25 protein-coding genes are annotated in these 23,621 nt (G+C 54.3%); 15 read left to right on the top strand and 10 right to left on the bottom strand.

What is annotated here, in order from left to right:
- Window positions 1-151: 151 nt before the first annotated feature.
- A complete protein-coding gene (hmpA, locus tag ACLD4F_RS08065) occupies window positions 152-1,342 on the bottom strand; it encodes an NO-inducible flavohemoprotein (RefSeq protein ID WP_411010780.1) in 1,191 nt (396 codons plus the stop codon).
- A 324-nt stretch (window positions 1,343-1,666) separates the two neighbouring features.
- On the opposite strand from hmpA, the gene glyA reads away from it, so the two are divergent.
- Together glyA and ACLD4F_RS08055 are read left to right on the top strand one after the other, a co-directional pair.
- Complete coding sequence (gene glyA / locus ACLD4F_RS08060; RefSeq protein ID WP_000919178.1) at window positions 1,667-2,920, top strand: serine hydroxymethyltransferase; 1,254 nt, start codon at window positions 1,667-1,669, stop codon at window positions 2,918-2,920.
- A 195-nt stretch (window positions 2,921-3,115) separates the two neighbouring features.
- Complete coding sequence (locus ACLD4F_RS08055; protein WP_001173727.1) at window positions 3,116-4,255, top strand: 3-phenylpropionate MFS transporter; 1,140 nt, start codon at window positions 3,116-3,118, stop codon at window positions 4,253-4,255.
- On the opposite strand, the gene csiE is transcribed toward ACLD4F_RS08055, so the two are convergent.
- Complete coding sequence (csiE, locus tag ACLD4F_RS08050; protein WP_183058983.1) at window positions 4,250-5,527, bottom strand: stationary phase inducible protein CsiE; 1,278 nt, start codon at window positions 5,525-5,527, stop codon at window positions 4,250-4,252. The genes ACLD4F_RS08055 and csiE overlap by 6 nt on opposite strands.
- Before the next feature lie 125 nt (window positions 5,528-5,652).
- Here csiE and ACLD4F_RS08045 point away from each other — a divergent pair, with 125 nt between their 5' ends.
- Both ACLD4F_RS08045 and ACLD4F_RS08040 read left to right on the top strand, forming a co-directional pair.
- Window positions 5,653-6,291 (top strand): DUF1007 family protein, encoded by a 639-nt coding sequence (locus ACLD4F_RS08045; RefSeq protein ID WP_000805728.1) that lies wholly within the window; start codon window positions 5,653-5,655, stop codon window positions 6,289-6,291.
- Window positions 6,282-7,268, top strand: a complete 987-nt coding sequence (locus tag ACLD4F_RS08040; RefSeq protein ID WP_079944027.1) for a nickel/cobalt transporter — start codon at window positions 6,282-6,284, stop codon at window positions 7,266-7,268. The genes ACLD4F_RS08045 and ACLD4F_RS08040 overlap by 10 nt, the downstream gene beginning before the upstream one ends.
- On the opposite strand, the gene asrC is transcribed toward ACLD4F_RS08040, so the two are convergent.
- From asrC to suhB, 5 genes are all read right to left on the bottom strand, one after another.
- Window positions 7,269-8,282, bottom strand: coding sequence for a sulfite reductase subunit C (gene asrC / locus ACLD4F_RS08035; RefSeq protein ID WP_000020685.1), 1,014 nt, complete (start codon window positions 8,280-8,282; stop codon window positions 7,269-7,271).
- Window positions 8,283-8,292: 10 nt separating this feature from the next.
- Window positions 8,293-9,111: an anaerobic sulfite reductase subunit AsrB gene (asrB, locus tag ACLD4F_RS08030; RefSeq protein ID WP_000017587.1), complete on the bottom strand. Its 819-nt coding sequence runs from the start codon at window positions 9,109-9,111 to the stop codon at window positions 8,293-8,295.
- A gap of 3 nt (window positions 9,112-9,114) precedes the next feature.
- The gene (gene asrA / locus ACLD4F_RS08025; protein ID WP_411010779.1) at window positions 9,115-10,158 is read right to left on the bottom strand and encodes an anaerobic sulfite reductase subunit AsrA; all 1,044 of its coding nucleotides are present in this window, start codon (window positions 10,156-10,158) and stop codon (window positions 9,115-9,117) included.
- Between the two features lie 181 nt (window positions 10,159-10,339).
- A complete protein-coding gene (locus ACLD4F_RS08020; RefSeq protein ID WP_411010778.1) occupies window positions 10,340-11,218 on the bottom strand; it encodes an alpha/beta hydrolase in 879 nt (292 codons plus the stop codon).
- Between the two features lie 144 nt (window positions 11,219-11,362).
- Complete coding sequence (gene suhB / locus ACLD4F_RS08015; RefSeq protein ID WP_000553467.1) at window positions 11,363-12,166, bottom strand: inositol-1-monophosphatase; 804 nt, start codon at window positions 12,164-12,166, stop codon at window positions 11,363-11,365.
- 118 nt (window positions 12,167-12,284) lie between these two features.
- On the opposite strand from suhB, the gene trmJ reads away from it, so the two are divergent.
- From trmJ to sseB, 11 genes are all read left to right on the top strand, one after another.
- Entirely contained in the window at window positions 12,285-13,016 is a 732-nt protein-coding gene (gene trmJ, locus ACLD4F_RS08010) for a tRNA (cytosine(32)/uridine(32)-2'-O)-methyltransferase TrmJ (RefSeq protein WP_304988646.1), read from the top strand.
- A gap of 159 nt (window positions 13,017-13,175) precedes the next feature.
- Window positions 13,176-13,670, top strand: a complete 495-nt coding sequence (iscR, locus tag ACLD4F_RS08005; protein ID WP_001241346.1) for a Fe-S cluster assembly transcriptional regulator IscR — start codon at window positions 13,176-13,178, stop codon at window positions 13,668-13,670.
- A gap of 180 nt (window positions 13,671-13,850) precedes the next feature.
- Window positions 13,851-15,065: a cysteine desulfurase gene (iscS, locus tag ACLD4F_RS08000; RefSeq protein WP_000775263.1), complete on the top strand. Its 1,215-nt coding sequence runs from the start codon at window positions 13,851-13,853 to the stop codon at window positions 15,063-15,065.
- Window positions 15,066-15,092: 27 nt separating this feature from the next.
- Window positions 15,093-15,479, top strand: a complete 387-nt coding sequence (gene iscU, locus ACLD4F_RS07995) for a Fe-S cluster assembly scaffold IscU (protein ID WP_000331704.1) — start codon at window positions 15,093-15,095, stop codon at window positions 15,477-15,479.
- A gap of 28 nt (window positions 15,480-15,507) precedes the next feature.
- Entirely contained in the window at window positions 15,508-15,831 is a 324-nt protein-coding gene (iscA, locus tag ACLD4F_RS07990; protein ID WP_000028952.1) for an iron-sulfur cluster assembly protein IscA, read from the top strand.
- A gap of 195 nt (window positions 15,832-16,026) precedes the next feature.
- On the top strand, window positions 16,027-16,542 hold the full coding sequence (gene hscB / locus ACLD4F_RS07985) for a co-chaperone HscB (RefSeq protein WP_000384398.1): 516 nt from the start codon (window positions 16,027-16,029) through the stop codon (window positions 16,540-16,542).
- 12 nt (window positions 16,543-16,554) lie between these two features.
- Entirely contained in the window at window positions 16,555-18,405 is a 1,851-nt protein-coding gene (hscA, locus tag ACLD4F_RS07980; protein ID WP_001196651.1) for a Fe-S protein assembly chaperone HscA, read from the top strand.
- A 1-nt stretch (window position 18,406) separates the two neighbouring features.
- Entirely contained in the window at window positions 18,407-18,742 is a 336-nt protein-coding gene (fdx, locus tag ACLD4F_RS07975) for an ISC system 2Fe-2S type ferredoxin (RefSeq protein ID WP_001124466.1), read from the top strand.
- Window positions 18,743-18,753: 11 nt separating this feature from the next.
- The gene (gene iscX / locus ACLD4F_RS07970; protein ID WP_079806637.1) at window positions 18,754-18,954 is read left to right on the top strand and encodes a Fe-S cluster assembly protein IscX; all 201 of its coding nucleotides are present in this window, start codon (window positions 18,754-18,756) and stop codon (window positions 18,952-18,954) included.
- Between the two features lie 53 nt (window positions 18,955-19,007).
- Window positions 19,008-20,291, top strand: a complete 1,284-nt coding sequence (pepB, locus tag ACLD4F_RS07965) for an aminopeptidase PepB (RefSeq protein WP_000133541.1) — start codon at window positions 19,008-19,010, stop codon at window positions 20,289-20,291.
- Window positions 20,292-20,400: 109 nt separating this feature from the next.
- Window positions 20,401-21,177, top strand: a complete 777-nt coding sequence (gene sseB / locus ACLD4F_RS07960) for an enhanced serine sensitivity protein SseB (RefSeq protein ID WP_411010777.1) — start codon at window positions 20,401-20,403, stop codon at window positions 21,175-21,177.
- A gap of 36 nt (window positions 21,178-21,213) precedes the next feature.
- On the opposite strand, the gene timP is transcribed toward sseB, so the two are convergent.
- The 3 genes from timP to sseA form a co-directional block, all read right to left on the bottom strand.
- Window positions 21,214-21,330 carry a small toxic inner membrane protein TimP gene (gene timP, locus ACLD4F_RS07955; protein ID WP_242618368.1) on the bottom strand — a complete coding sequence of 39 codons (117 nt, stop codon included), beginning with the start codon at window positions 21,328-21,330 and terminating at the stop codon, window positions 21,214-21,216.
- Window positions 21,331-21,745: 415 nt separating this feature from the next.
- Complete coding sequence (locus ACLD4F_RS07950) at window positions 21,746-22,414, bottom strand: DUF5066 family protein (RefSeq protein WP_411010776.1); 669 nt, start codon at window positions 22,412-22,414, stop codon at window positions 21,746-21,748.
- 247 nt (window positions 22,415-22,661) lie between these two features.
- The gene (gene sseA / locus ACLD4F_RS07945; RefSeq protein ID WP_411010775.1) at window positions 22,662-23,504 is read right to left on the bottom strand and encodes a 3-mercaptopyruvate sulfurtransferase; all 843 of its coding nucleotides are present in this window, start codon (window positions 23,502-23,504) and stop codon (window positions 22,662-22,664) included.
- Between the last annotated feature and the right edge of the window lie 117 nt (window positions 23,505-23,621).

Genomic DNA, 23,621 nt, shown 5'->3' with positions numbered 1-23,621 from the left:
GTTAATAATAACACGATTTGCACAGACTTTTTTTATTCCCCTTTTTTGTAAAAGAAAGGCATAAAAAGCAGCGCAATAAGCAGGGGAACGGGGAGGAAAACGGGCGTTCGCCTTAACGATAACGCCCGTTTTTTCAGAGGATTTCTTGCAATTACAGCACCTTATGCGGGCCGAAGCATTCGTAATGAATGTTTTCGTTATTCACGCCAAGTGAAACCAGTTGTTTTGCGGCAAACTGCATAAAGCCTACCGGGCCGCAAAGATAGAACTGCATTGCCGGATCGCTGATCGCGGCTTCCAGTTTGCTTAAATCCATCAGCCCTTCGCTGTCAAAGACGCGTTGGGCGCGATCGGCCTCGGTTGGCTCGCGGTACCAGGTATGGGCAGTGAAACGCGGCAGTGTACGGCCCAGCTCGCTCACTTCGTCGGCAAACGCATGAACGTCGCCGTTCTCCGCCGCGTGGAACCAGTTCACCTGCGCGGTATGCTGTCCTTTCGCCAGCGTATCGAGCATCGCCAACATCGGCGTCTGGCCGACGCCAGCGGAAATCAGCGAAACGGGGGTATCAGCGGCGACATTCATAAAGAAGTCACCTGCCGGCGCAGCCAGATGCACCACATCGCCTACGCTGGCGTGATTGTGTAACCAGCTTGATACCTGGCCGCCGTCTTCACGCTTCACGGCAATACGGTACCCTTTGCCATCGGGTTTACGGGTCAGTGAATATTGGCGGATCTCCTGATGCGCAAAACCTTCCGGCTTCAGCCAGACCCCTAGATACTGCCCGGGACGGTATTCCGCCACCGTACCGCCGTCGACTGGTTCAAACTCAAAGCTGGTGATCAGTGCGCTACGCGGGGTTTTTGCAACGATGCGGAAGGGGCGCGTGCCTTCCCAGCCGCCGTCTTTGCTGGCGTTCTCGTGATAAATCTCGGCTTCCCGATGAATAAAGACGTTAGCCAGTACGCCATAGGCTTTGCCCCACGCGTCCAGCACTTCCTGGCCCGGGTTGAACATTTCGTCCAGCGTCGCCAGCAGATGCGTCCCGACGATGTTGTACTGCTCCGGCTTAATCTGGAAGCTGGTGTGCTTCTGCGCGATTTTTTCTACCGCCGGCAGCAACGCCGGTAAATTTTCGATATTGCTGGCGTAGGCCGCGATAGCATTAAACAGGGCTTCGCGCTGATCGCCGTTACGCTGGTTGCTCATATTGAAGATTTCTTTGAGCTCCGGATTATGCGTAAACATACGGTCGTAGAAGTGGGCGGTCAGTTTCGGTCCTGTTTCAACCAGCAAGGGAATGGTGGCCTTTACTGTAGCGATGGTTTGTGCGTCAAGCATACGTGCTTCCTTTATGTGAAAATCTAATGATGTATATCAAATGCATCTTATAAAAATACCCTTGCATTGTAAATGGATCTTCTCTGCTTTACGTTATGGAGGTAACAACGTGAAAAATCTGCATCACAAAGCTGAAAAGAAATCCGTTGAAATTCGTCAGGCTCTCGTTCAGGAAACCCTTATCTGACGCACAGGTAATCGTTTGCGTAAAAACCTTTGTCAAGGCCTGTTATCGAAGAATGATTCGGTTATACTGTTGGCCGAAGTCCCACGGACTGCCTTTTCAGGCACAAATTTTATTGTTAGCTGAGTCAGGAGATGCGGATGTTAAAGCGTGAAATGAACATTGCCGATTATGATGCCGAATTGTGGCAGGCTATGGAGCAGGAAAAAGTACGTCAGGAAGAGCACATCGAACTGATCGCCTCCGAAAACTACACCAGCCCGCGCGTGATGCAGGCGCAGGGGTCTCAGCTGACCAACAAATACGCTGAAGGATATCCGGGCAAGCGCTACTACGGCGGTTGCGAATACGTTGATGTCGTTGAGCAGCTGGCTATCGACCGCGCGAAAGAACTGTTCGGCGCCGACTACGCTAACGTGCAGCCGCACTCCGGTTCTCAGGCTAACTTCGCTGTTTACACCGCGCTGCTGCAGCCGGGCGATACCGTTCTGGGGATGAACCTGGCGCAGGGCGGCCACCTGACTCACGGCTCCCCGGTTAACTTCTCCGGTAAACTGTACAACATCGTACCTTACGGTATCGATGAGTCCGGTAAAATTGACTATGACGAGATGGCGAAGCTGGCCAAAGAGCACAAGCCGAAGATGATTATCGGTGGCTTCTCTGCCTACTCCGGCGTGGTTGACTGGGCAAAAATGCGTGAAATCGCTGACAGCATCGGCGCATACCTGTTTGTCGACATGGCGCACGTGGCGGGCCTGATTGCCGCAGGCGTTTACCCGAACCCGGTTCCGCACGCTCACGTTGTCACCACCACCACCCACAAAACCCTGGCGGGTCCGCGCGGCGGCCTGATCCTGGCGAAGGGCGGCGATGAAGAGCTGTACAAAAAACTGAACTCCGCCGTGTTCCCAAGCGCGCAGGGCGGCCCGCTGATGCACGTGATCGCGGGTAAAGCGGTAGCGCTGAAAGAAGCGATGGAGCCGGAGTTCAAAGTTTACCAGCAGCAGGTGGCGAAAAACGCCAAAGCGATGGTAGAAGTGTTCCTGAACCGCGGCTACAAAGTGGTGTCTGGCGGCACTGAGAACCACCTGTTCCTGCTGGACCTGGTGGATAAAAACCTGACCGGTAAAGAAGCTGACGCCGCGCTGGGCCGTGCTAACATCACCGTGAACAAAAACAGCGTGCCGAACGATCCGAAGAGCCCGTTCGTGACCTCTGGTATCCGTATTGGTTCTCCGGCGGTTACTCGTCGCGGCTTCAAAGAAGCGGAAGTGAAAGAGCTGGCTGGCTGGATGTGTGACGTGCTGGACAACATCAATGATGAAGCCACCATTGAACGCGTGAAAGCGAAAGTGCTGGATATCTGCGCCCGCTTCCCGGTTTACGCGTAAGCGTTTGTGTTGTGTAAATGTCCCGATGGCGTTGCGTCTGTCGGGCATTACTTATGCGCCATAACGTGACGCCGCCGGAAGTCATTATCCGGCGGCGTTGCCGTTTGAACTTCTCCCTCCGCTTGTTAATCTTATGTTACCCTTGCCAGCGCAACCGTTTACCGCCAGACTATCGCCTCCAAACGGGAGGGAATCATGGCATTGCATTCCACGCGCTGGCTGGCGCTCAGTTATTTCACCTACTTCTTTAGTTACGGTATTTTTCTGCCCTTCTGGAGCGTCTGGCTCAAAGGTCTTGGGCTAACGCCGGAAACCATCGGTCTTCTGCTGGGCGTGGGTCTGGTCGCGCGTTTTCTCGGTAGTCTGCTCATTGCGCCTCGCGTAAGCGATCCTTCGCGGTTGATCTCCGCGCTGCGCGTACTGGCATTGCTGACGCTGGTATTTGCGCTGGCATTTTGGGCAGGAACGCATGTCGCGTGGCTAATGGTGGTGATGGTTGGGTTTAACCTCTTCTTTTCACCACTGGTGCCGCTGACCGATGCGCTGGCCAATACCTGGCAAAAGCAAATTACCCTGGACTATGGTCGGGTGCGGCTGTGGGGGTCCATCGCCTTCGTGATAGGGTCGGCGCTGACCGGTAAGCTGGTGAGTTTATACGATTACCAGGCGATTCTGGCGCTACTGACGCTCGGCGTCGCCTCGATGTTGCTGGGTATGTTGTTACGTCCCAGCGTGCCGCCGCAAGGGGAAAGCCGTCAGCAGGAGAGCGCAGGCTGGCCCGCCTGGCGTACGCTGGTGGCACAAAGTTGGCGTTTTCTCGCCTGCGTCTGCTTGCTGCAAGGGGCGCACGCCGCCTACTATGGTTTTAGCGCCATCTACTGGCAGGGGGCTGGCTATTCAGCATCGGCGGTCGGCTATTTATGGTCGTTGGGCGTGGTGGCGGAAGTGATCATTTTCGCCCTGAGTAAAAAGCTATTCCGTCGGTTTAGCGCCCGCGACTTGCTATTGCTTTCCGCTGTGTGTGGGATGGTACGCTGGGGACTGATGGGCTGGAGTACGGCGTTGCCGTGGCTGATTGTGATACAAATCCTGCACTGTGGCACGTTTACCGTTTGCCATCTGGCCGCCATGCGTTATATCGCTGCGCGTCAGGGAAGCGAGGTGATTCGTTTGCAGGCCGTCTATTCCGCTGTGGCGATGGGCGGCAGCATCGCGATTATGACGGTATTTGCCGGTTTTCTGTATCAACATCTGGGCGGCGGCGTGTTCTGGATTATGGCGCTGGTGGCATTGCCTGCTATCTTCCTTCGGCCCAAAGTGGTTGCCGCGTCATGATTCCAGGATCTTGCGGATCTGCTGCTGTTGGTGCGCTGTGAGGGTGCGATCCGCATGAATTAATGGCGGTGAGAAGAGCGGTAGCGGCGTGGCGTAAGGGGTAACAATCAGCGCTACGCCGCGCGGGCATCCCTCTTTTTGAAACGCCTGGAGCGATACCCGTCTGATATTCAGCGGCAACAGGGTCAGTTCACGCAGTTGCTGCTCAATATGCGTCTCCAGCGCATCATTTTTATCCGCTAACAATACGATCTGTCTTTCATGCAAATCGTTATCCTGCATTAGCCAGGCGCCGAAAATCACTGCCACCAGCCCCGTCTCTTCCTCGGAAAAGTGGATACCATATTCGGCTTCAAACCCGGCGAGCGCCTCACGTGTGGTGCGAACCAGACGCGGATAAAGACGGTTGAACTCTTCCGGAAGCGTATTATCGATGCCAATCGTGAATAAACTTCGGTTCAGCGCCTGGGCGAGATGGACATACAACTGATCGTTAAGCCCTTGTTCGTCGCTGAAGCGTACGTTCCCTTTTTCTCGAAAGCGCAGCACCAGCCGCGCCACCTCCAGCCGCAGTTGCTGCGCCCGTTGATGCGTGTCGCGAATCGGGTCGGGGAGGCGAATCATTGAAAACAGTAACGCCATAAACAGCGCTTCATTGAGCGGTGCGGCCTGCATCACGTGGCGCTGCCAGTGACGACCAATTTCCTGGGCGAGTGGATATTCCGCGCACGACTGCGCCCAAATCTGCTGCACAGGGTTGAATTCCGGGGTGATGCCGGCATGGTGTTGTAGCAGACAATACTGTAAAAAGAGACGCAGGAACTGCACGTCGCGATGTTCAAATGGTTTTTGCAACCGGCGGGCGCACAGATTGATGAGCGCGTGCAGATTAATATCGTCATACAGCGGACGCGCGATACCGCGCTGCTTTAGCGCGTTTTTTAAGGCCGGGGTAAACTGTTGCGTGACGAAGGTCGGGCATAAACGCAGGCCGCGCCTGAGCCAGTGTAAAAGGCAAAGGCGCTGATCGAGTGCTGTACCTTCGATCCGATAGCAACCGTTCTGGCATGTTGTGATGGCAAGGCGATGATAGCGCTGGATCTCCAGGCTTGTCTCAGTGATATCCTCACGGGCAGTATCATCATCAACGCCATTAAGCGCGCTGAAGATTTCCACCGTGGCAATTGGCTCCGGCTGGAAAAGCGTCAGCAATACCTGACAGCGGCGCTGGGGAGCGGAAAGTACAGATGGTGGGGCAATTGTCGGCATCATCTGTCAGGTCTCCCGTTAGTTTGTCTGGTAAGGATAGCTAAAGTTTGCGCGTGAAAAATGTGATAAGCGTGCTTTTAGGCCAGGAATGCTGAGGAACGTCACAGAATTTTTATCGCGAGGAACAGATGAAGCCAGTGAAACGCAGCGCCTTAACACTATTTCTTGCCGTTTTATCTTTCGTGGCGGCGGCGCATCCGCACAGCTTCATCCGTCTGCAAACGCAGGTGGTCAGTGAAAATGAGCAATTTGTGGCGTTAAAAATGCGCTGGACAATGGACGCGCTGACGTCCGCAGATCTGCTGTATGACGCCGGAAACGCGGCACCGGGGTCAGAAATATGGAAAAAGTTGGCGGCGGAAGTGATGGCTAACGTACTTGGGCAGCACTACTTTACAGAAGTGTGGCGCAATGGCGCGAAAGTGAAGTTTAAAAACAGGCCAACAGAATACGGTATGACGCGTGACGCGCATCAGGCGGTATTGACCTTTACGCTACCGCTGGCTGAACCGCAGCCGTTAAGCGGACAGACTTATACCTTTTCAACGTTTGATCCCTCTTATTATGTCGATATGCATTATGACCAGGACAGCGATATCACGATGCCGGAACCGCTGCGCGAAAAGTGTCGGATTCAGGTTTATACTCCTGCGCCCGGCGAAGAGACACTACGTTTCGCCCAGTCGCTGGATAAAGAGGACGCGCCGCCGGAGGATATGGATTTAGGTAAACAGTTTGCCCAAACGGTGACCTTGCAATGTCAGTAATTTTTTCTCAACGCGCTCCGGGGCGGCGCTGGCTCTCGCTGTGGCCATTGGCGTTATTCCTGCTACTGATGCTGGTTGGCGGTCTGTGGATGTGGCAGGCCTGGCCGCAGGTGATGTTGAAAAGCGCTCTTTGGCAGCGGGACGTAAATCAGCAGTTGAGCGCGCTGCTTAACGCGGTGGCGACGCATCCCGAGCGGGCGGGCGGATCGTTGCTTCTGCTGAGTTTTATGTATGGCGTGCTTCATGCGCTGGGGCCGGGACACGGCAAAGTGGTGATCGCGACATGGCTGGCGACGCATCCTTCGAAGCTGAAATCAAGTATCGTGTTAACCCTAGCCGCCGCGTTATTACAGGGGTTCGTGGCTATCGGGTTGGTGGTGGGCGTGCTGACCGTATTGCAACTTCCGGCCAGGCAGCTCCATCTGAGCGGTTTCTGGCTGGAAAAGGGGAGCTATGCGTTAGTTGGCGGGCTGGGCATCTTGCTGTGCTGGCGGGCCATAAAAAGGTTAAGCGCGCTGCTACGTAAACCTGCCTTTATCGCTTTTACGCCGCGCCATGTTCACCATGAAAAATGCGGCTGCGGACATCAGCATTTACCGACGCAGGAACAATTGCATAGCGGCGATGACTGGCGCGCGCGACTCATGATCGTACTGTCTATGGGGATGCGGCCCTGTTCCGGCGCGATAATGGTGCTGTTATTCAGTAAAGTGATTGGCGTTTTTAGCTGGGGAATGGCGTCGGTACTGGCAATGGCGGCGGGAACCTCGCTAACGATTACCTCGCTGGCGCTGCTGGTACACACTTTTCGTGCTCTGGCGGTGAAACTCAGTGGAAACAAAGCGCCGGCGTTATGGCGGCAGGTAGGCTGGTCAACGCTGGCGCTGGCCGGAGGGGTCATACTGCTTGTTGCGGCGTTGGTCATGTGGTTTAGCGTGCCGCAGCCTGTGGGCGGGCTGCGGCCATGGCGTGGTTGATTAGTGCCCGGCGGGTTTGAGATGCATCCGCGCGACGGATTCGTCTTCGGCCCAGTAAATGCGTTCGGCGACCATCGCTTCCGGATTGAGCTGAACGCCGCGCAGTACCCGTTCTTTAAAACGCAGGTAGCCGCCTTTGTCGATCAGATGGCCCATATGTAGATAGATCGGTTTTCCGCCGAGCATCTCTTTTTCAAATTCATACAGGTTAACGATCACCTGCTTTATCACATCTTCAGTCACCCAGTTGAGGAAGAGCTTGCCGACGCGCGGCGTCTTTTTACTGGTGCGTCCGCCCAGACGGACTTGCCAGAGCTGATCCGGCTTACGTTGCCAGGCCAGCGTCGGACAGGCCAGCACGCACTCGCCGCAGCCGATACAGGCGGACTCTTCTTTGACCGCTTTGCCGTTCTTCAGCGCCAGGCAGCCTACCGCGTGGTGACTACAGGCCTTCACGCAGGCGCCGCAACCGATACAGCGATCGGCAGTGAAGCGCATTTTCGCCACGCCAATAATTCCCAGATCGGCCATTGACGCCTTCGCGCAATCATTCGGGCAGCCGACGATGACCGTTTTGAGATGATAAGGGCTGGGATAGACCAGTTTTTCAAGACGACGGGACAGACCGGTCGTGTCAGTGTTGGCTTTCTGGCAAATGCGGTTCCCCTGACAGGCGACAATATTTCGCCCGCCAATAGCGAGATAGCCCGCTTTGGTATCCTCAACCTGGACGTCGCACAGTTCTATTTCAATCTCGCGAAGAAACGGCTCCAGCGCGGCGTTCACGTTGTCGATATCTTCGTAACGGATACCCGGCATCGCCAGCTTCTGGCGGGTAGTGAGGTGAATTTGTCCGTTGCCCCAGGTTTCGGCGATGTCACGCGCCACCGTTAGCAAATGCGCGGGCAAAATACCGCCGGGAATGCGGACGCTGATCATGGCTTCGCCGCGCACTTTTGACAGGCGATATTCGTTTTTCGCACGGGCTTTAATGATATCAATATCAATGCTCATGATGTTCTCCTTAATCGGCAAAACGTTGCGCGACGGCGTAGTTAAATATCGGGCCGTCGGTGCAGACATACACTTCGCCCATACGGCAGTGGCCGCACTTCCCGACGGAGCAGGCCATCCGGCGTTCGTAGTCCACCCAGATTTGCTCCGGCTTGAGCCCTTTTTGCAGCAGCATTTTTACGGTAAAGGTAATCATTATTGGCGGCCCAACGACGATGGCCTGCATGGTGTCGATATCGCTAAGCGTCATGTCGGCAAGCCGATCGGTCACCCGGCCAATCTGGTAACGGTCATCAGCCTCGCCTTCATCCAGCGTGAGCACCAGATTATGTTTGCCGCGCCACGTTGCCATTTCTTCTTTGTACAGCACGCAATCGCGATTTTTATAGCCGAGAATCATATCCAGTTGACCAATTTCCTGCGGATTCTCAACGAAATAGCGCATTAAGCCTTTCACCGGCGCGACGCCCGTGCCGCCTGCGACAACCAGTAAGGGTTTATGGCGCAGCGTATCGACCGGATAGCCATTGCCATAGCAGCCGCGTAGCCACACGTTGTCGCCTTCTTTCAGCGTAAAGAGGGCGCTGGTCACTTTTCCGACATTACGAATCAGCAGATCTATCCAGCCGTCGCCGTAGTCGGAAACGGAGATGGGCGCTTCGCCGACGCGCGGCAGCGACACCTCAACAAATTGCCCCCAGTGCGCGGGAAAATCGACGGCCACGCGGAAATTCCACTCCAGCGGCGTGTGGCGAGTAATACTGAGGATGCGGTACGCCGCAGGCAGCAAACTGTGCTGCGGTTTATCATGACAGGAACAATGTGACATGCGTTATGCCTCCTCTGCCAGCGCCTGCCGAACGGCAGCGGTCATTTTATTGATAATAAAAGAAAATTTGATGTATTGCGGGCAGCGATCGTCGCAGCGGCCGCAGCCGACGCACATATGTTCAATGCCGTTGCGCGCTTTGTAGTCATTGACCTTATGCAGGGCGCGGTAGCGCAGACGCTCGCCGGGTTTTTCGCGAAAACCATGACCGCCGGCCATGTCGCTAAAGCCCGGCACCATGCAGCTTGCCCACTGGCGACGGCGTTCGCCGCGCTGCGGATTTTCATCATAGGCGACGTCAAAGACGCTATAGCAGGTACAGGTTGGGCACCCGGTAGTGCAGCGGCCACAACTGATGCAGCGGCTGTCGTAGGCGTCCCATAGCGGATGGCGGGTGAGAATGTCGCGAATTTTTTGCGGATCGCGGCAAACGCTGTCCGGCGTGACGACGGTTTCCCGGTTTTCGCTGACGAAAGAGGGGGTATAGTCAGTCTCCTGCCCCAGCCCTTGTATCGCCGCCTCGATAAAGGGATCGCGGATGCTGACAAGCGCGCCCTCATCGCTAAAACGCATGGCGGCGCTATAACAGTCAGTTTTATTGGTACCCATTGAGACGCAGAAACAATTTTCGAAGCTTTCTTCACACTCAATAAGGACAAAACGAATATGCTCCCGTAGCAGCTGATAACTGTAATCGGAATTATTCCCATTTGATAAATACATATAATCCAGCCGCGACATGGCGTTAATGTCGCAGGCGCGGGCAAAGATGATTATCGGGGAAGTGTCTGTCTCGGCAATTTGAATGGTGTCTTTATCGAAATAAAAGAGCGTTTCGGTGATAGGGGCAATAATGGTATTCGGCGACATGTGCGATTTCTCGTGCCAGATGAGATCGCGCCAGCCGCTAATTCGTTGATAAATAATGTTGTCAGTGTCGGAAAAACGTCCGCCGCGAAACTCTGCGGACGGGGCAAACACGCGCCATTTTTTGTTTAATCGCTGGATAAGCAGACTAAACTCGTCAGGCGTAATTTTGATAGCCATCACATACTCCACAGTAATATTCAGGAAAAACAAATGAAAATAAATTGTTATAAAAATCAGTTGAATATTACTGTTACGCTAGCGCTAATCCACCGCCTTCGCTAACGGGAAAAAATGGTTTTTACTATCGGTATAATAAATATATTCTTAATCATAAAATATGCATATATACAGCGTCGCGCTATTTAGCGGATAGCGCGGTCTGAATAAATTTAATCATTGCATCACGGTAAAGGTTTGCATAACGTCCGGAAAAAGCATCAATGTGATCGCCGCCAGGAATGAAGATTTTTTGTTTGGGCTCTTGGGCGAGGGCATACAATTTCTCACTGTCCTGCCAGGGAATAACATGGTCTGCCGTGCCATGAAGAATCAATACCGGAATGGGGCTGACGCTGGCGATATTGCGATCCGCGCTATAGCGGTCATCAAGCAAATAGCCGCTGCCCGGGATCATCTGGTTGGCGATGGAGGAATAGGATAAAAACGTTGAGTCGAGAATAATCGCACGTATGCCCGCCTGGTCGGCGTAGCGCATATTTGCGCAGCCTACGCAGTGGCCTACGGCGGCCAGTACATTATTACCGCCCAGGCTCTGCCCCAGCAGTACCAGGCGCTCGGGGTTAACGTCGTCGCGATGCCGCACATAATCTATTGCGCTTTTCGTATCATCCAGTAGCCCTTCTTGTGATGGGGTGCCCTCAGATTCGCCAAAACCACGGTAATCAAACATAAACAGGTTTACGTTGCGTTCTGGCAGCCAGCTGACTAACGGCCAGTACGCCGACATATTTCCGGCGTTGCCATGGACATGAATCACCGTCGCGACGGCGTTTTCCGGCCTGCCGAAAGCAGTGGGAATAAACCAGCCGTGCAGATGCGTGCCATCTTTGGCGGTAAAGGTAATGGATTCAGCTTCGGCAGGGGTTGGTCCATAGACTTTATTGTCCGGGTAATAAAAGGCATTGATCGCTACGCGGGGTAGCAGGTAAATACAGACCACAATAATAAACAGAATAAAAAGGGATTTGACGATGCGTCGGGTATGTTGAAGGGTCATGTTCGCTTCCTTGCCGCTTTATGCCAATAGCGGAGCAGGGAGCGATCGTACAAAAACATGCAGGCAAGTAAAGCGATGAGGCTGTGTTTAGGAAAAACGCCTGAAAAGGCACGGCGGATGAGTGGCCCCATCCGCCGAAGAGACTTAGCGCTTCAGCGCATCGCTCAGTTCGTCGCGCATATTCGCCAGCATGGCTTTAACGACGCGCGGATTCCCCGCCACGATATTACCGGTCATCATGTAGTTATGACCGCCGGTGAAATCGCTGACGATACCGCCCGCTTCACGAACCAGCAGTTCGCCCGCGGCGAAATCCCACGGACGAAGGCCAATTTCAAAGAAACCATCGACACGACCTGCAGCCACATAGGCCAGATCCAGCGCGGCGGAACCGGTGCGGCGGAAATCGGCGCATTCGGTGAACAGCTTGCCGATAATATTAATGTAGGTGGTTGCGTATTGTTTGGCTTTGAACGGGAAGCCGGTAGCGAGGATAGTGCCGTCCAGATCGCGAGCGGTACTGCCGCGCAGACGGTAGCCGTTCAGTTGCGCGCCCTGACCGCGGGTGGCGGTGAACAGTTCGTTACGCATCGGATCGTAAACGACAGCCACTTCAGTACGGCCTTTAATGCGTACAGCAATGGAAACAGCGAAGTGTGGCAGACGTTTGATGAAGTTGGTGGTGCCATCCAGCGGATCGATAACCCATTGAACATCCTGATCTGTGCCAACGTGCTCACCGCTTTCTTCGGTGATAATAGTGTGTTGCGGGTAAGATTTGCGAATGGTGTCGATAATTACCGCTTCAGCGGCCTTATCTACGTTGGTCACAAAATCGTTACTGCCTTTTTGGCTCGCTTCTACAGCGTCCGGAGTTTCATAGTTTTTGGCAATTACATTACCCGCCTTGCGCGCTGCGCGCACGGCGATGGTCAGCATCGGATGCATCGGTCTCTCTCACTGGATGTTAAAGAACGGGAAAACGGCGCAGAGTATAGCAGCGAGATCGGAATCTGTCTTGGTTTTATGGTAAGATGTCAGAATAATCTTTAGCTGAAGAAAGACAATGCTGCAAAACATTCGAATTGTGCTGGTGGAAACCTCCCACACCGGCAATATGGGCTCTGTGGCTCGCGCTATGAAAACCATGGGCTTAACTAACCTGTGGCTGGTAAACCCGTTGGTGAAACCGGACTCCCAGGCCATCGCCCTGGCGGCAGGCGCCAGCGATGTGATCGGTAATGCGCAGATCGTCGATACGCTGGATGAAGCGTTGGTTGGCTGTAGCCTGGTGGTCGGCACCAGCGCCCGCTCCCGCACTCTGCCGTGGCCGATGCTTGATCCGCGCGAGTGCGGCTTAAAAAGCGTGGCGGAAGCGGCAAATACGCCGGTTGCGCTGGTTTTTGGTCGTGAGCGTGTCGGGCTGACTAACGATGAATTGCAAAAATGCCATTATCACGTCGCGATTGCCGCTAACCCGGAGTATAGCTCGTTGAATCTGGCGATGGCGGTACAGGTCATCGCGTATGAAGTCCGTATGGCCTGGCTGGCAACGCAGGAAAACGGCGACGCGGCAGATCATGAAGAGACGCCGTATCCGCTGGTGGACGATCTTGAACGTTTCTACGGCCATCTGGAGCAGACGTTGCTCTCCACTGGCTTTATTCGCGAAAACCATCCGGGGCAGGTGATGAATAAATTGCGCCGTCTGTTTACCCGCGCCCGCCCGGAAAGCCAGGAGTTGAATATTCTGCGTGGGATTCTGGCGTCTATTGAGCAGCAGAATAAAGGCAAGTAACCGCGTTAATACCGCACGGAACGCTAAATACCTGACTAATTTACTCAAGTAAATAGTTGACCAAATTACTCGGGAATGTCAGACTTGTCCCTGCTATGCAATACCCCCATTTTACAATAAAAAACCCCGGGCAGGGGCGAGTTTGAGGTTAAGTAAGACATGAGACTGACATCTAAAGGGCGTTATGCCGTGACCGCAATGTTAGACGTTGCGCTCAACTCCGAAGCGGGCCCGGTACCGTTGGCTGATATTTCTGAGCGTCAGGGGATTTCCCTTTCTTATCTGGAACAGCTATTTTCCCGTTTACGTAAAAACGGTCTGGTTTCCAGCGTACGCGGGCCGGGCGGCGGTTATCTGCTGGGTAAAGATGCTGGCAGTATCGCGGTCGGCGAAGTGATCAGCGCAGTGGACGAGTCCGTTGACGCGACCCGCTGCCAGGGGAAAGGTGGCTGCCAGGGCGGCGATAAATGTTTGACCCACGCTCTGTGGCGCGATCTGAGCGACCGTCTGACCGGTTTCCTGAACAACATCACCCTTGGTGAACTGGTAAACAACCAGGAAGTTCTGGATGTGTCTGGTCGCCAGCACACGCATGACGCGCCGCGCGCCAGTGGTCGTGCGCAGGACGCTATCGACGTTAAATTACGTGCTTAATTAAAATATTACGCCATCTCTTCTGGCGGCCTCATGCGGTGAATGCCGCGGTCGTCTGAAGGATGAAGCGTAAAAAAGAATTCAGAATCAGGCCGGGACGCGGACGTCCCGTCAACACGGTCGTACATCCAGCCGGTTGCCTGATTCCTTGCATTGAGTGATGTACGGAGTTTAAGAGCAATGAAATTACCGATTTATCTCGACTACTCCGCAACCACGCCGGTGGACCCGCGTGTTGCCGAGAAAATGATGCAGTTTCTGACCCTGGACGGAACCTTTGGGAACCCGGCGTCTCGTTCACACCGTTTTGGCTGGCAGGCTGAAGAGGCGGTAGATATCGCCCGTAACCAGATTGCTGAACTGGTCGGAGCCGACCCGCGTGAAATCGTCTTTACCTCAGGGGCGACGGAGTCCGATAACCTGGCGATTAAAGGCGCTGCCAACTTTTATCAGAAAAAAGGCAAGCACATCATCACCAGCAAGACCGAGCACAAAGCGGTGCTGGACACCTGCCGTCAGCTTGAGCGCGAAGGGTTTGAAGTGACCTACCTGGCACCGCAGCGCAACGGCATCATCGATCTCAACGAGCTCGAAGCAGCGATGCGTGACGACACCATTCTGGTTTCCATCATGCACGTGAACAACGAAATCGGCGTGGTGCAGGATATCGCGACCATCGGCGAAATGTGCCGCGCGCGCGGTATCATCTACCACGTTGACGCCACCCAGAGCGTGGGCAAACTGCCTATCGACCTGAGCCAACTGAAAGTGGATCTGATGTCCTTCTCCGGTCATAAAATTTATGGTCCGAAAGGCATTGGCGCGCTGTATGTGCGTCGTAAGCCGCGTATTCGCATTGAAGCGCAGATGCATGGCGGCGGGCACGAACGCGGTATGCGCTCTGGTACTCTGCCTGTCCACCAGATCGTCGGCATGGGCGAAGCTTACCGTATCGCGAAAGAAGAGATGGAGACCGAAATGGCCCGTCTGCGCGGTCTGCGTAACCGTCTGTGGAACGGCATCAAAGATATTGAAGAAGTTTACCTGAACGGCGACCTTGAGCAGGGCGCGCCAAACATTCTCAACGTGAGCTTTAACTACGTTGAAGGCGAGTCGCTGATCATGGCGCTGAAAGACCTGGCGGTCTCTTCCGGTTCCGCCTGCACCTCCGCCAGTCTGGAACCGTCCTACGTGCTGCGCGCGTTGGGCATGAATGACGAACTGGCGCATAGCTCTATCCGTTTCTCTTTAGGTCGTTTTACCACTGAAGAAGAGATCGACTACACCATTGATCTGGTTCGTAAATCCATTGGCCGTCTGCGTGACCTTTCTCCACTGTGGGAAATGTACAAGCAGGGTGTGGATCTGAACAGCATCGAATGGGCACATCATTAATCGGTATCGGAATCAGGAGAATTTATAATGGCTTACAGCGAAAAAGTAATCGATCACTATGAGAACCCGCGTAACGTAGGGTCGTTTGACAACAACGACGATAACGTGGGAAGCGGCATGGTTGGCGCGCCGGCCTGCGGCGACGTCATGAAGTTGCAGATTAAAGTTAACGATGAAGGTATCATTGAAGACGCGCGCTTCAAGACTTACGGCTGCGGTTCCGCTATCGCCTCCAGTTCTCTGGTAACGGAGTGGGTGAAAGGGAAATCCCTGGACGAAGCGCAGGCGATTAAAAACACCGACATTGCAGACGAACTGGAGCTGCCGCCGGTGAAAATTCACTGCTCTATTCTGGCGGAAGACGCGATTAAAGCCGCTATTGCGGATTACAAAAGCAAACGCGAAGCGAAATAAAATAGAACGTTAACATTGAGGTTTTGTTATGTCGATTACACTTAGCGACAGTGCAGCAGCGCGAGTTAATACCTTCCTGGCCAACCGTGGTAAAGGGTTTGGTCTGCGTCTGGGCGTGAGAACCTCCGGCTGCTCAGGTATGGCTTATGTACTGGAATTTGTTGACGAGCCAACGGCGGAAGACACCGTGTTTGAAGACAAAGGCGTTAAGGTAGTGGTTGACGGCAAGAGCCTGCAATTTCTGGACGGTACACAGCTGGACTTCGTAAAAGAAGGTCTGAACGAAGGGTTTAAATTCTCCAACCCGAATGTGAAAGATGAGTGTGGTTGCGGCGAAAGCTTCCACGTGTAACCGTGTTCCGCTGTTATACCGAGCATTCGTGCTGCAGAAAAGCGGCAAGCGAGTGAATCCCCAGGCGCTTACTTGAGTCAGTGACTGGGGGAACCCGCGCAGACAACGCATCTGCGGCGCGAAGTAAGAAGGTATAACCCCACCGTGGTCGCCTGCGTGTGGGGTTTGTTCTGACAGGCTATCCCTGAGAATGTTATGGATTACTTCACCCTCTTTGGCTTACCAGCCCGTTATCAGATTGACACCCAGGCGCTGAGCCTTCGTTTTCAGGATCTGCAACGCCAGTATCACCCTGACAAATTTGCCAACGGCACTCAGGCGCAGCAGCTTGCCGCCGTCCAGCAATCCGCCACGATCAACCAGGCCTGGCAAACGCTGCGTCATCCTTTGACGCGCGCGGAGTATCTGCTTTCCTTACACGGGTTCGATCTGGCCAGTGAGCAGCATACGGTACGCGACACCGCGTTTCTGATGGAACAACTCACGCTTCGCGAAGAGCTGGACGATATCGAGCAATCAAAAGACGACGTGCGGCTGGAAAGCTTCATCAAACGCGTACAAAAGATGTTTGATGCTCGTCTTCAGCAAATGGTGGAACAGTTGGACAACGCCGCGTGGGACGCGGCGGCGGATACGGTGCGCAAACTGCGGTTTCTCGATAAACTGCGAAGCAGCGCAGAACAACTCGAAGAAAAGCTGCTCGATTTTTAACTGGAATCTAACATGGCCTTATTACAAATTAGTGAGCCTGGTCTGAGCGCCGCGCCGCATCAGCGTCGTCTGGCGGCGGGCATCGACTTAGGCACTACCAACTCTCTGGTTGCGACGGTTCGCAGCGGCCAGGCGGAAACTCTGCCTGACCACGAAGGGCGCCACCTGTTGCCTTCAGTGGTTCACTATCAGCAGCAGGGCCATACGGTCGGTTACGCTGCGCGCGACAATGCCGCGCAGGATACGGCCAACACTATCAGCTCTGTGAAACGCATGATGGGACGCTCGCTGGCGGATATCCAGGCGCGCTATCCGCATCTGCCTTACCGGTTTAAGGCAAGCGTTAATGGGCTGCCGATGATTGACACGGCGGCTGGATTGCTCAATCCGGTACGCGTATCGGCTGATATTCTCAAAGCGCTGGCCGCGCGGGCTAGCGAATCGCTCTCCGGCGAGCTGGATGGCGTGGTGATTACCGTTCCCGCCTATTTCGATGATGCCCAACGTCAGGGGACGAAAGACGCCGCGCGGCTGGCAGGCCTGCATGTACTGCGCCTGCTCAACGAACCGACGGCGGCGGCGATTGCCTACGGTCTGGACTCAGGCAAAGAAGGCGTTATTGCTGTTTACGATCTCGGCGGCGGTACCTTCGATATCTCTATTTTACGCCTGAGCCGCGGGGTGTTTGAAGTGCTGGCGACGGGCGGTGATTCTGCGCTCGGCGGCGACGACTTTGACCATCTGCTGGCGGACTATATTCGTGAGCAGGCGGGAATTGCCGATCGTAGCGACAATCGCGTTCAGCGCGAACTGCTTGATGCCGCGATTGCGGCGAAAATCGCCTTAAGCGATGCCGATACCGTTCGCGTTAACGTTGCGGGCTGGCAGGGGGAGATCACTCGCGAGCAGTTTAACGATCTCATTTCCGCGCTGGTTAAGCGCACGCTATTGGCCTGCCGTCGCGCATTGAAAGATGCCGGCGTTGATCCCCAGGACGTTCTGGAAGTGGTCATGGTCGGCGGTTCGACCCGTGTACCGCTGGTGCGTGAGCGGGTGGGCGAATTTTTTGGCCGCACGCCGTTAACCGCTATCGACCCGGATAAAGTGGTCGCTATCGGCGCGGCGATTCAGGCCGATATTCTGGTCGGCAACAAGCCGGACAGCGAAATGCTGCTGCTGGACGTGATTCCACTCTCTCTTGGGCTGGAAACGATGGGCGGCCTGGTGGAAAAAGTCATTCCGCGCAACACCACTATCCCGGTGGCGCGCGCGCAGGATTTCACCACCTTCAAAGACGGCCAGACCGCGATGTCTATCCATGTGATGCAGGGCGAACGCGAACTGGTGCAGGACTGCCGCTCGCTGGCGCGCTTTGCGCTGCGCGGGATTCCGCCGCTGCCGGCGGGCGGGGCGCATATTCGCGTGACCTTCCAGGTAGACGCCGATGGCCTGTTGAGCGTCACCGCAATGGAAAAATCCACCGGCGTCGAGGCCTCCATTCAGGTCAAACCTTCCTATGGTCTGACCGATGGTGAAATCGCCTCGATGATCAAGGATTCCATGAGTTTTGCCGAGCAGGACGTGAAAGCGCGTATGCTGGCGGAGCAAAAAGTCGAAGCCGCGCGCGTGCTGGAAAGTTTGACCGGCGCGCTAACTGCCGACGCCGCGCTGTTAAGCGCCGCAGAACGTCAATGCATTGATGATGCCGCCGCACATTTAAGCGCGGTCGCACAAGGCGATGATGTTGACGCCATAGAACAAGCCATTAAAAACGTAGATAAACAAACCCAGGAATTTGCCGCTCGCCGCATGGACCAGTCGGTTCGTCGCGCGTTGAAAGGCCATTCCGTAGACGAGGTTTAACATGCCGAAGATTGTTATTCTGCCTCATCAGGATCTTTGTCCGGATGGCGCAGTTCTGGAAGCTGAGACCGGTGAAACCATTCTTGACGTTGCGCTGCGCAACGGCATCGAGATTGAACACGCCTGTGAGAAATCGTGCGCCTGCACCACCTGTCACTGTATTGTACGTGAAGGCTTCGACTCCTTGCCGGAAAGTTCGGAAGAAGAAGACGATATGCTGGATAAAGCGTGGGGGCTGGAGCCGGAAAGTCGACTGAGCTGCCAGGCCCGCGTTACCGACGACGATCTGGTTATCGAAATTCCACGTTACACAATCAACCATGCGCGTGAGCATTAACAGAGGGTAGTATGGGACTCAAGTGGACCGATAGCCGCGAGATCGGCGAAGCGTTATACGACGTATATCCTGATGTCGATCCTAAAACCGTTCGTTTCACCGATCTTCATCAGTGGATCTGTGAACTGGACGATTTTGACGACGACCCTAACGCATCCAATGAAAAAATTCTGGAGGCGATTCTGCTAGTCTGGTTGGATGAAGCAGAGTAAGTCAAATAACGGGCTGCCCTACGGCGGCCCGTTTGCTAATAAGGAAAATAACAATGACAGAAGCCATGAAAATTACGCTTTCCACGCAGCCTGCCGATGCGCGCTGGGGCGATAAAGCCACTTACAGTATTAATAACGACGGTATTACCTTGCATCTTAACGGTAAAGACGATCTGGGGTTGATCCAGCGTGCGGCGCGTAAAATCGACGGCCTGGGAATAAAACAGGTCGCGCTGACAGGTGAAGGATGGGATACCGAGCGTTGTTGGGCATTCTGGGCGGGTTACAAAGGACCAAAAGGCGTCCGTACCGTAATGTGGCCGGATTTAGACGATGCCCAACGTCAGGAGCTGGATAACCGCCTGACCATTATTGACTGGGTGCGCGACACCATTAATGCTCCGGCGGAAGAGCTTGGGCCGGAGCAACTGGCGCAGCGCGCGGTGGATCTGCTGTGCAGCGTCGCGTGCGATAGCGTCACTTACCGTATCACCAAAGGCGAAGATCTGCGCGAGCAGAACTATATGGGGTTGCATACCGTAGGCCGTGGTTCTGAGCGTCCGCCGGTACTGCTGGCGCTGGATTACAACCCGACGGGAGACAAAGATGCGCCGGTTTATGCTTGCCTGGTCGGTAAAGGTATCACCTTTGACTCCGGCGGCTACAGTATCAAGCAAAGCGCTTTTATGGACTCAATGAAATCCGATATGGGCGGCGCGGCGACAGTAACGGGCGCGCTGGCGTTCGCCATTACCCGTGGGCTGAATAAACGCGTAAAACTGTTCCTGTGCTGCGCCGATAATCTGATCAGCGGTAATGCGTTTAAACTGGGCGACATTATTCGCTACCGTAATGGCAAGAATGTCGAAGTCATGAATACCGATGCGGAAGGGCGACTGGTACTGGCGGATGGTCTGATTGACGCCAGCGCGCAACACCCGCAGCTAATCATTGATATGGCGACGTTAACCGGCGCGGCGAAAACGGCGCTGGGTAACGACTATCATGCGCTATTCAGTTTTGACGATACGCTGGCGGGGCGCTTGCTGACCAGCGCGGCGCAAGAGAATGAACCGTTCTGGCGTCTGCCGCTGGCGGAGTTCCACCGTAACCAACTGCCGTCTAACTTTGCGGAACTGAACAACACCGGCAGCGCGGCGTATCCCGCTGGGGCAAGCACCGCCGCGGGTTTTCTGTCGCACTTTGTTGAAAATTACCGCGAAGGCTGGCTGCACATTGACTGTTCCGCCACTTATCGCAAAGCACCGGTTGAGCAGTGGGCTGCCGGGGCAACCGGTCTGGGTGTGCGCACCATCGCGAATTTGCTGACCGCCTGAACGGTGTTTTTGTAGGCCGGGTAAGCGAAGCGCCACCCGGCATTTTGCCTGATGGCGACGCCGTGCGTCTTATCAGGCCTACAACCCATATACATAATTTGTGATTCCTATGTCCGAAACTAAAAATGAATTAGAAATCTTGCTGGAGAAAGCGGCGACTGAGCCCGCGCATCGTCCGGCATTTTTCCGTACCTTACTGGAGTCCACCGTCTGGGTGCCGGGCAGCGCTGCCGAAGGCGAGGCGATTGTGGAAGACAGCGCTCTGGATTTGCAGCACTGGGAAAAAGAAGACGGCACGACCGTCATTCCCTTCTTTACTTCTCTGGAGGCGCTGCAGCAGGCCGTGGAAGACGAACAGGCGTTTGTGGTGATGCCGGCGCGCACGCTGTTTGAAATGACGCTTGGCGAAACGCTATTCCTCAACGCTAAATTGCCGACCGGCAAAGAGTTTATGCCGCGTGAAATCAGCCTGCTTCTCGCTGAGGAAGGCAGTCCATTAAGTACGCAGGAAGTGCTGGAAGGCGGCGAGTCGCTTATTTTATCCGAAGTGGCCGAGCCACCGTCGCAGATGATTGATTCCCTCACTACGCTGTTTAAAACCATCAAACCGGTGAAACGCGCGTTTCTCTGCGCGATTAAAGAACATGCGGACGCCCAACCCAATCTGCTGATTGGCATTGAGGCTGACGGCGATATTGAAGAGATCATTCACGCAGCGGGCAATGTGGCGACCGACACGTTACCGGGTGACGAACCGATCGATATTTGTCAGGTGAGAAAGGGCGAGCAGGGTATCAGCCACTTTATGACCGAGCATATCGCACCGTTCTACGAGCGCCGCTGGGGCGGGTTCCTGCGCGATTTTAAACAGAATCGCATCATCTGAAGAAAAGAAAGCCGCCCAACAGGGCGGCCTCCTGGCTTACCTGCTCTGGACGTTGAGCGTTACGGGAACAGAGCTACCTGGGTGGCTTCTGTCTGCGTGAAGACACAACGTGCCAGAAACAAGAAGCACGACACAAAAGCATCGTACCTTCATGTTGCGGTCCTTGCGAAGACCGCATCACGGCAGCACCGCTGGCGATAATGCCGTGATAGCAGGCACTACGGTGTGCCTGCGCTTACGGCCATGGGTTATCCTCTCCTGAAGCCAGCGCCCGTTTGCGAGACGGCGGAAAGGGCCGGGAAAGATAATACCTCAAATGTTGAATAGTTTCCCGATAAATCATATTGACATTTGCTCCCTTAAAAGGGAGTATTAATCCCCTACGGTGTGCCTGCGTTGCTATGGCAACAAAGCCTGCTGGAAAGGCCGCGAACCGGACCAGCACAAAAAAACCGCTCAATTGAGCGGTTTTTTTGTGGCCTGCTTAAACCGAATTTATGTAGATTCGTTTTACATCAGCCTGAACGGTAGGCCGGATAAGCGTGAGCGCCATCCGGCATCATGTCGATTAATCGCCGAGCGCGTCCAGTTTTGCCCAAAGCTCCTCATGATAATTCTCCAGGTCAAGTAAAGCGGCATCGCGTTTTTCATTCATTTTTTGCTGTGCCTGCCATTGCGGAAGATGTAAATCCTCTTCGGTAAAGCCAATGTCTTTAGCGCGCGAAATAATATTATAGAGATATTCCACCAGGGAAGACTCCGCCAGCCAGAATTCATTTCGTTCCATGCGGGCAATAGGGTATTCGCCGTTGGCATCCCGTTCTGTGATATAGATAAAAATGGCCTGATCGCCGACATGATCGATACGAATTAATGCCGGAAGACGGGGATCGTTACTCCAGACAGGCATCAGATCTTCAATATCAATACCTGAGTCATCCATGCCAACGCCGTAATACGCCTCTTCATCAGGGGAGTAAGAATGAATTACTCCCTCTTTATCAATAGATCTTTGTAATGTTTCAATCACAGGCATATTATAATTGCTAAGTAGATCGCGGTCGTAGGCCAGTAGCGCCTTCAGGCTTTCAGGTAACTCAGTGGTTTCCGTATTTTGCGGATCGCGATACTTACGCACTCGCAGACGACTTATTTCCTCAGCAGGCATAGGATTAGGCACCTTATTGCGGTTAACCTTTTTAACCAACTCAATTAAATTAGCGAGTGAAATATCCATTTTCCATCCTTAAAAAATTATATTTACAGGAGTTATTTCCCGGTGAAAACCAAAACAGCGGTGATGATACTCCTTATACCCGGCGTAAAGTATTTACCGATAAAAAATAGGATTTTATTAAGAGAAAATAATGCCCGTTTGCAGGACAGCGGAAAAGAGCTGAATAAAAACAATGTCTGTAGATTCGTTTTACATCAGCCTGAACGGTAGGCCGGATAAGCGTGAGCGCCATCCGGCATGGCAGATATTAAGTGGGTTCAACCGGTAAATCGTTACGCGCGCCCCATTCGCTCCACGCGCCGTCGTAAAGCGTGACGTCAGGCACATCCAGCGTGGCGAGTGCCAGCACCACGACCGCGGCCGTCACGCCGGAACCGCAACTGGCGATAATCGGTCTGTCGAAACTCACGCCGTGGCTGAAAAAAACCTCATTCAGTTCGTCAGTGGTCTTTAATTCACCCTCATACACCAGTTCCGTCCACGGGACGTTTAGCGCGCCAGGAATGTGTCCGCGCCTCAGCCCCGGACGCGGTTCATCAGCCTGAGCGTTAAAACGCGCCGCCGGACGCGCGTCAACGATTTGTGCGGTTTTTTCATGGCTTGCCAGCAATACGTCGGTGAGACGCACCACGGCTTGCGGCGCGAATTTCGCCTCAAACTCGCCTCCTTCATGCGCTTCCTCGCCTTCGCGCAATAGCCATTCGTCGCGCTGCCAGCCCGCCAGTCCGCCCGCCAGAATGGACACTTTCTCGGCACCGAACGTGCGCAGCATCCACCATGCCCGCGGAGCGGAGAACAGATTGCCTTCATCGTATATGACCAGGTGTTTATCCTGGCGAACACCCAGTTCACGCATGGCCACCGCAAACGCTTCCGGGCGCGGCATCATATGCGGCAGCGGCGATGCGCGATCGGAAAGCGCTTCAATATCAAAAAACAGCGCGCCGGGAATATGTCCGGCGCGATATTCGCCCGCCATATCACGATGTTCCTGTCCTGGCGGCGCCATACGGGCGTCAAGAATCTGTATTTCCGGATCATCAATATGTTCGGCAAGCCAGTCGGCGGCGACAAAAAAGGCGGTGGTCATGGGCATCTCCATTGTTACCTGATTATGGACAAATTGTCGGACGTTTCCCGAAAAGGGACAAGTAGAAGAGGCTGTTTTGGCTGGCGAAACCACATTTCTGCGTAAAATTTTCGCATC

Source organism: Salmonella sp. 741265050_HSA (genome assembly GCF_046569445.1).
GTDB classification, from domain to species: domain Bacteria; phylum Pseudomonadota; class Gammaproteobacteria; order Enterobacterales; family Enterobacteriaceae; genus Salmonella; species Salmonella enterica.
The sequence above is the reverse complement of the archived record's forward strand: the minus strand, read 5'-3'. Positions and strand labels throughout refer to the sequence as shown.

Coding starts and splice junctions, on each gene's coding strand:
- asrC (WP_000020685.1), bottom strand. CDS start 8,282: ATGAGCATTGATATTGATATCATTAAAGCCCGTGCGAAAAACGAATAT.
- pepB (WP_000133541.1), top strand. CDS start 19,008: ATGACAGAAGCCATGAAAATTACGCTTTCCACGCAGCCTGCCGATGCG.
- hscA (WP_001196651.1), top strand. CDS start 16,555: ATGGCCTTATTACAAATTAGTGAGCCTGGTCTGAGCGCCGCGCCGCAT.
- ACLD4F_RS08045 (WP_000805728.1), top strand. CDS start 5,653: ATGAAGCCAGTGAAACGCAGCGCCTTAACACTATTTCTTGCCGTTTTA.
- hscB (WP_000384398.1), top strand. CDS start 16,027: ATGGATTACTTCACCCTCTTTGGCTTACCAGCCCGTTATCAGATTGAC.
- ACLD4F_RS08040 (WP_079944027.1), top strand. CDS start 6,282: ATGTCAGTAATTTTTTCTCAACGCGCTCCGGGGCGGCGCTGGCTCTCG.
- iscS (WP_000775263.1), top strand. CDS start 13,851: ATGAAATTACCGATTTATCTCGACTACTCCGCAACCACGCCGGTGGAC.
- iscU (WP_000331704.1), top strand. CDS start 15,093: ATGGCTTACAGCGAAAAAGTAATCGATCACTATGAGAACCCGCGTAAC.
- iscA (WP_000028952.1), top strand. CDS start 15,508: ATGTCGATTACACTTAGCGACAGTGCAGCAGCGCGAGTTAATACCTTC.
- iscX (WP_079806637.1), top strand. CDS start 18,754: ATGGGACTCAAGTGGACCGATAGCCGCGAGATCGGCGAAGCGTTATAC.
- iscR (WP_001241346.1), top strand. CDS start 13,176: ATGAGACTGACATCTAAAGGGCGTTATGCCGTGACCGCAATGTTAGAC.
- csiE (WP_183058983.1), bottom strand. CDS start 5,527: ATGATGCCGACAATTGCCCCACCATCTGTACTTTCCGCTCCCCAGCGC.
- timP (WP_242618368.1), bottom strand. CDS start 21,330: ATGAAGGTACGATGCTTTTGTGTCGTGCTTCTTGTTTCTGGCACGTTG.
- ACLD4F_RS08055 (WP_001173727.1), top strand. CDS start 3,116: ATGGCATTGCATTCCACGCGCTGGCTGGCGCTCAGTTATTTCACCTAC.
- sseB (WP_411010777.1), top strand. CDS start 20,401: ATGTCCGAAACTAAAAATGAATTAGAAATCTTGCTGGAGAAAGCGGCG.
- asrA (WP_411010779.1), bottom strand. CDS start 10,158: ATGGCTATCAAAATTACGCCTGACGAGTTTAGTCTGCTTATCCAGCGA.
- ACLD4F_RS07950 (WP_411010776.1), bottom strand. CDS start 22,414: ATGGATATTTCACTCGCTAATTTAATTGAGTTGGTTAAAAAGGTTAAC.
- ACLD4F_RS08020 (WP_411010778.1), bottom strand. CDS start 11,218: ATGACCCTTCAACATACCCGACGCATCGTCAAATCCCTTTTTATTCTG.
- trmJ (WP_304988646.1), top strand. CDS start 12,285: ATGCTGCAAAACATTCGAATTGTGCTGGTGGAAACCTCCCACACCGGC.
- suhB (WP_000553467.1), bottom strand. CDS start 12,166: ATGCATCCGATGCTGACCATCGCCGTGCGCGCAGCGCGCAAGGCGGGT.
- glyA (WP_000919178.1), top strand. CDS start 1,667: ATGTTAAAGCGTGAAATGAACATTGCCGATTATGATGCCGAATTGTGG.
- sseA (WP_411010775.1), bottom strand. CDS start 23,504: ATGACCACCGCCTTTTTTGTCGCCGCCGACTGGCTTGCCGAACATATT.
- hmpA (WP_411010780.1), bottom strand. CDS start 1,342: ATGCTTGACGCACAAACCATCGCTACAGTAAAGGCCACCATTCCCTTG.
- asrB (WP_000017587.1), bottom strand. CDS start 9,111: ATGTCACATTGTTCCTGTCATGATAAACCGCAGCACAGTTTGCTGCCT.
- fdx (WP_001124466.1), top strand. CDS start 18,407: ATGCCGAAGATTGTTATTCTGCCTCATCAGGATCTTTGTCCGGATGGC.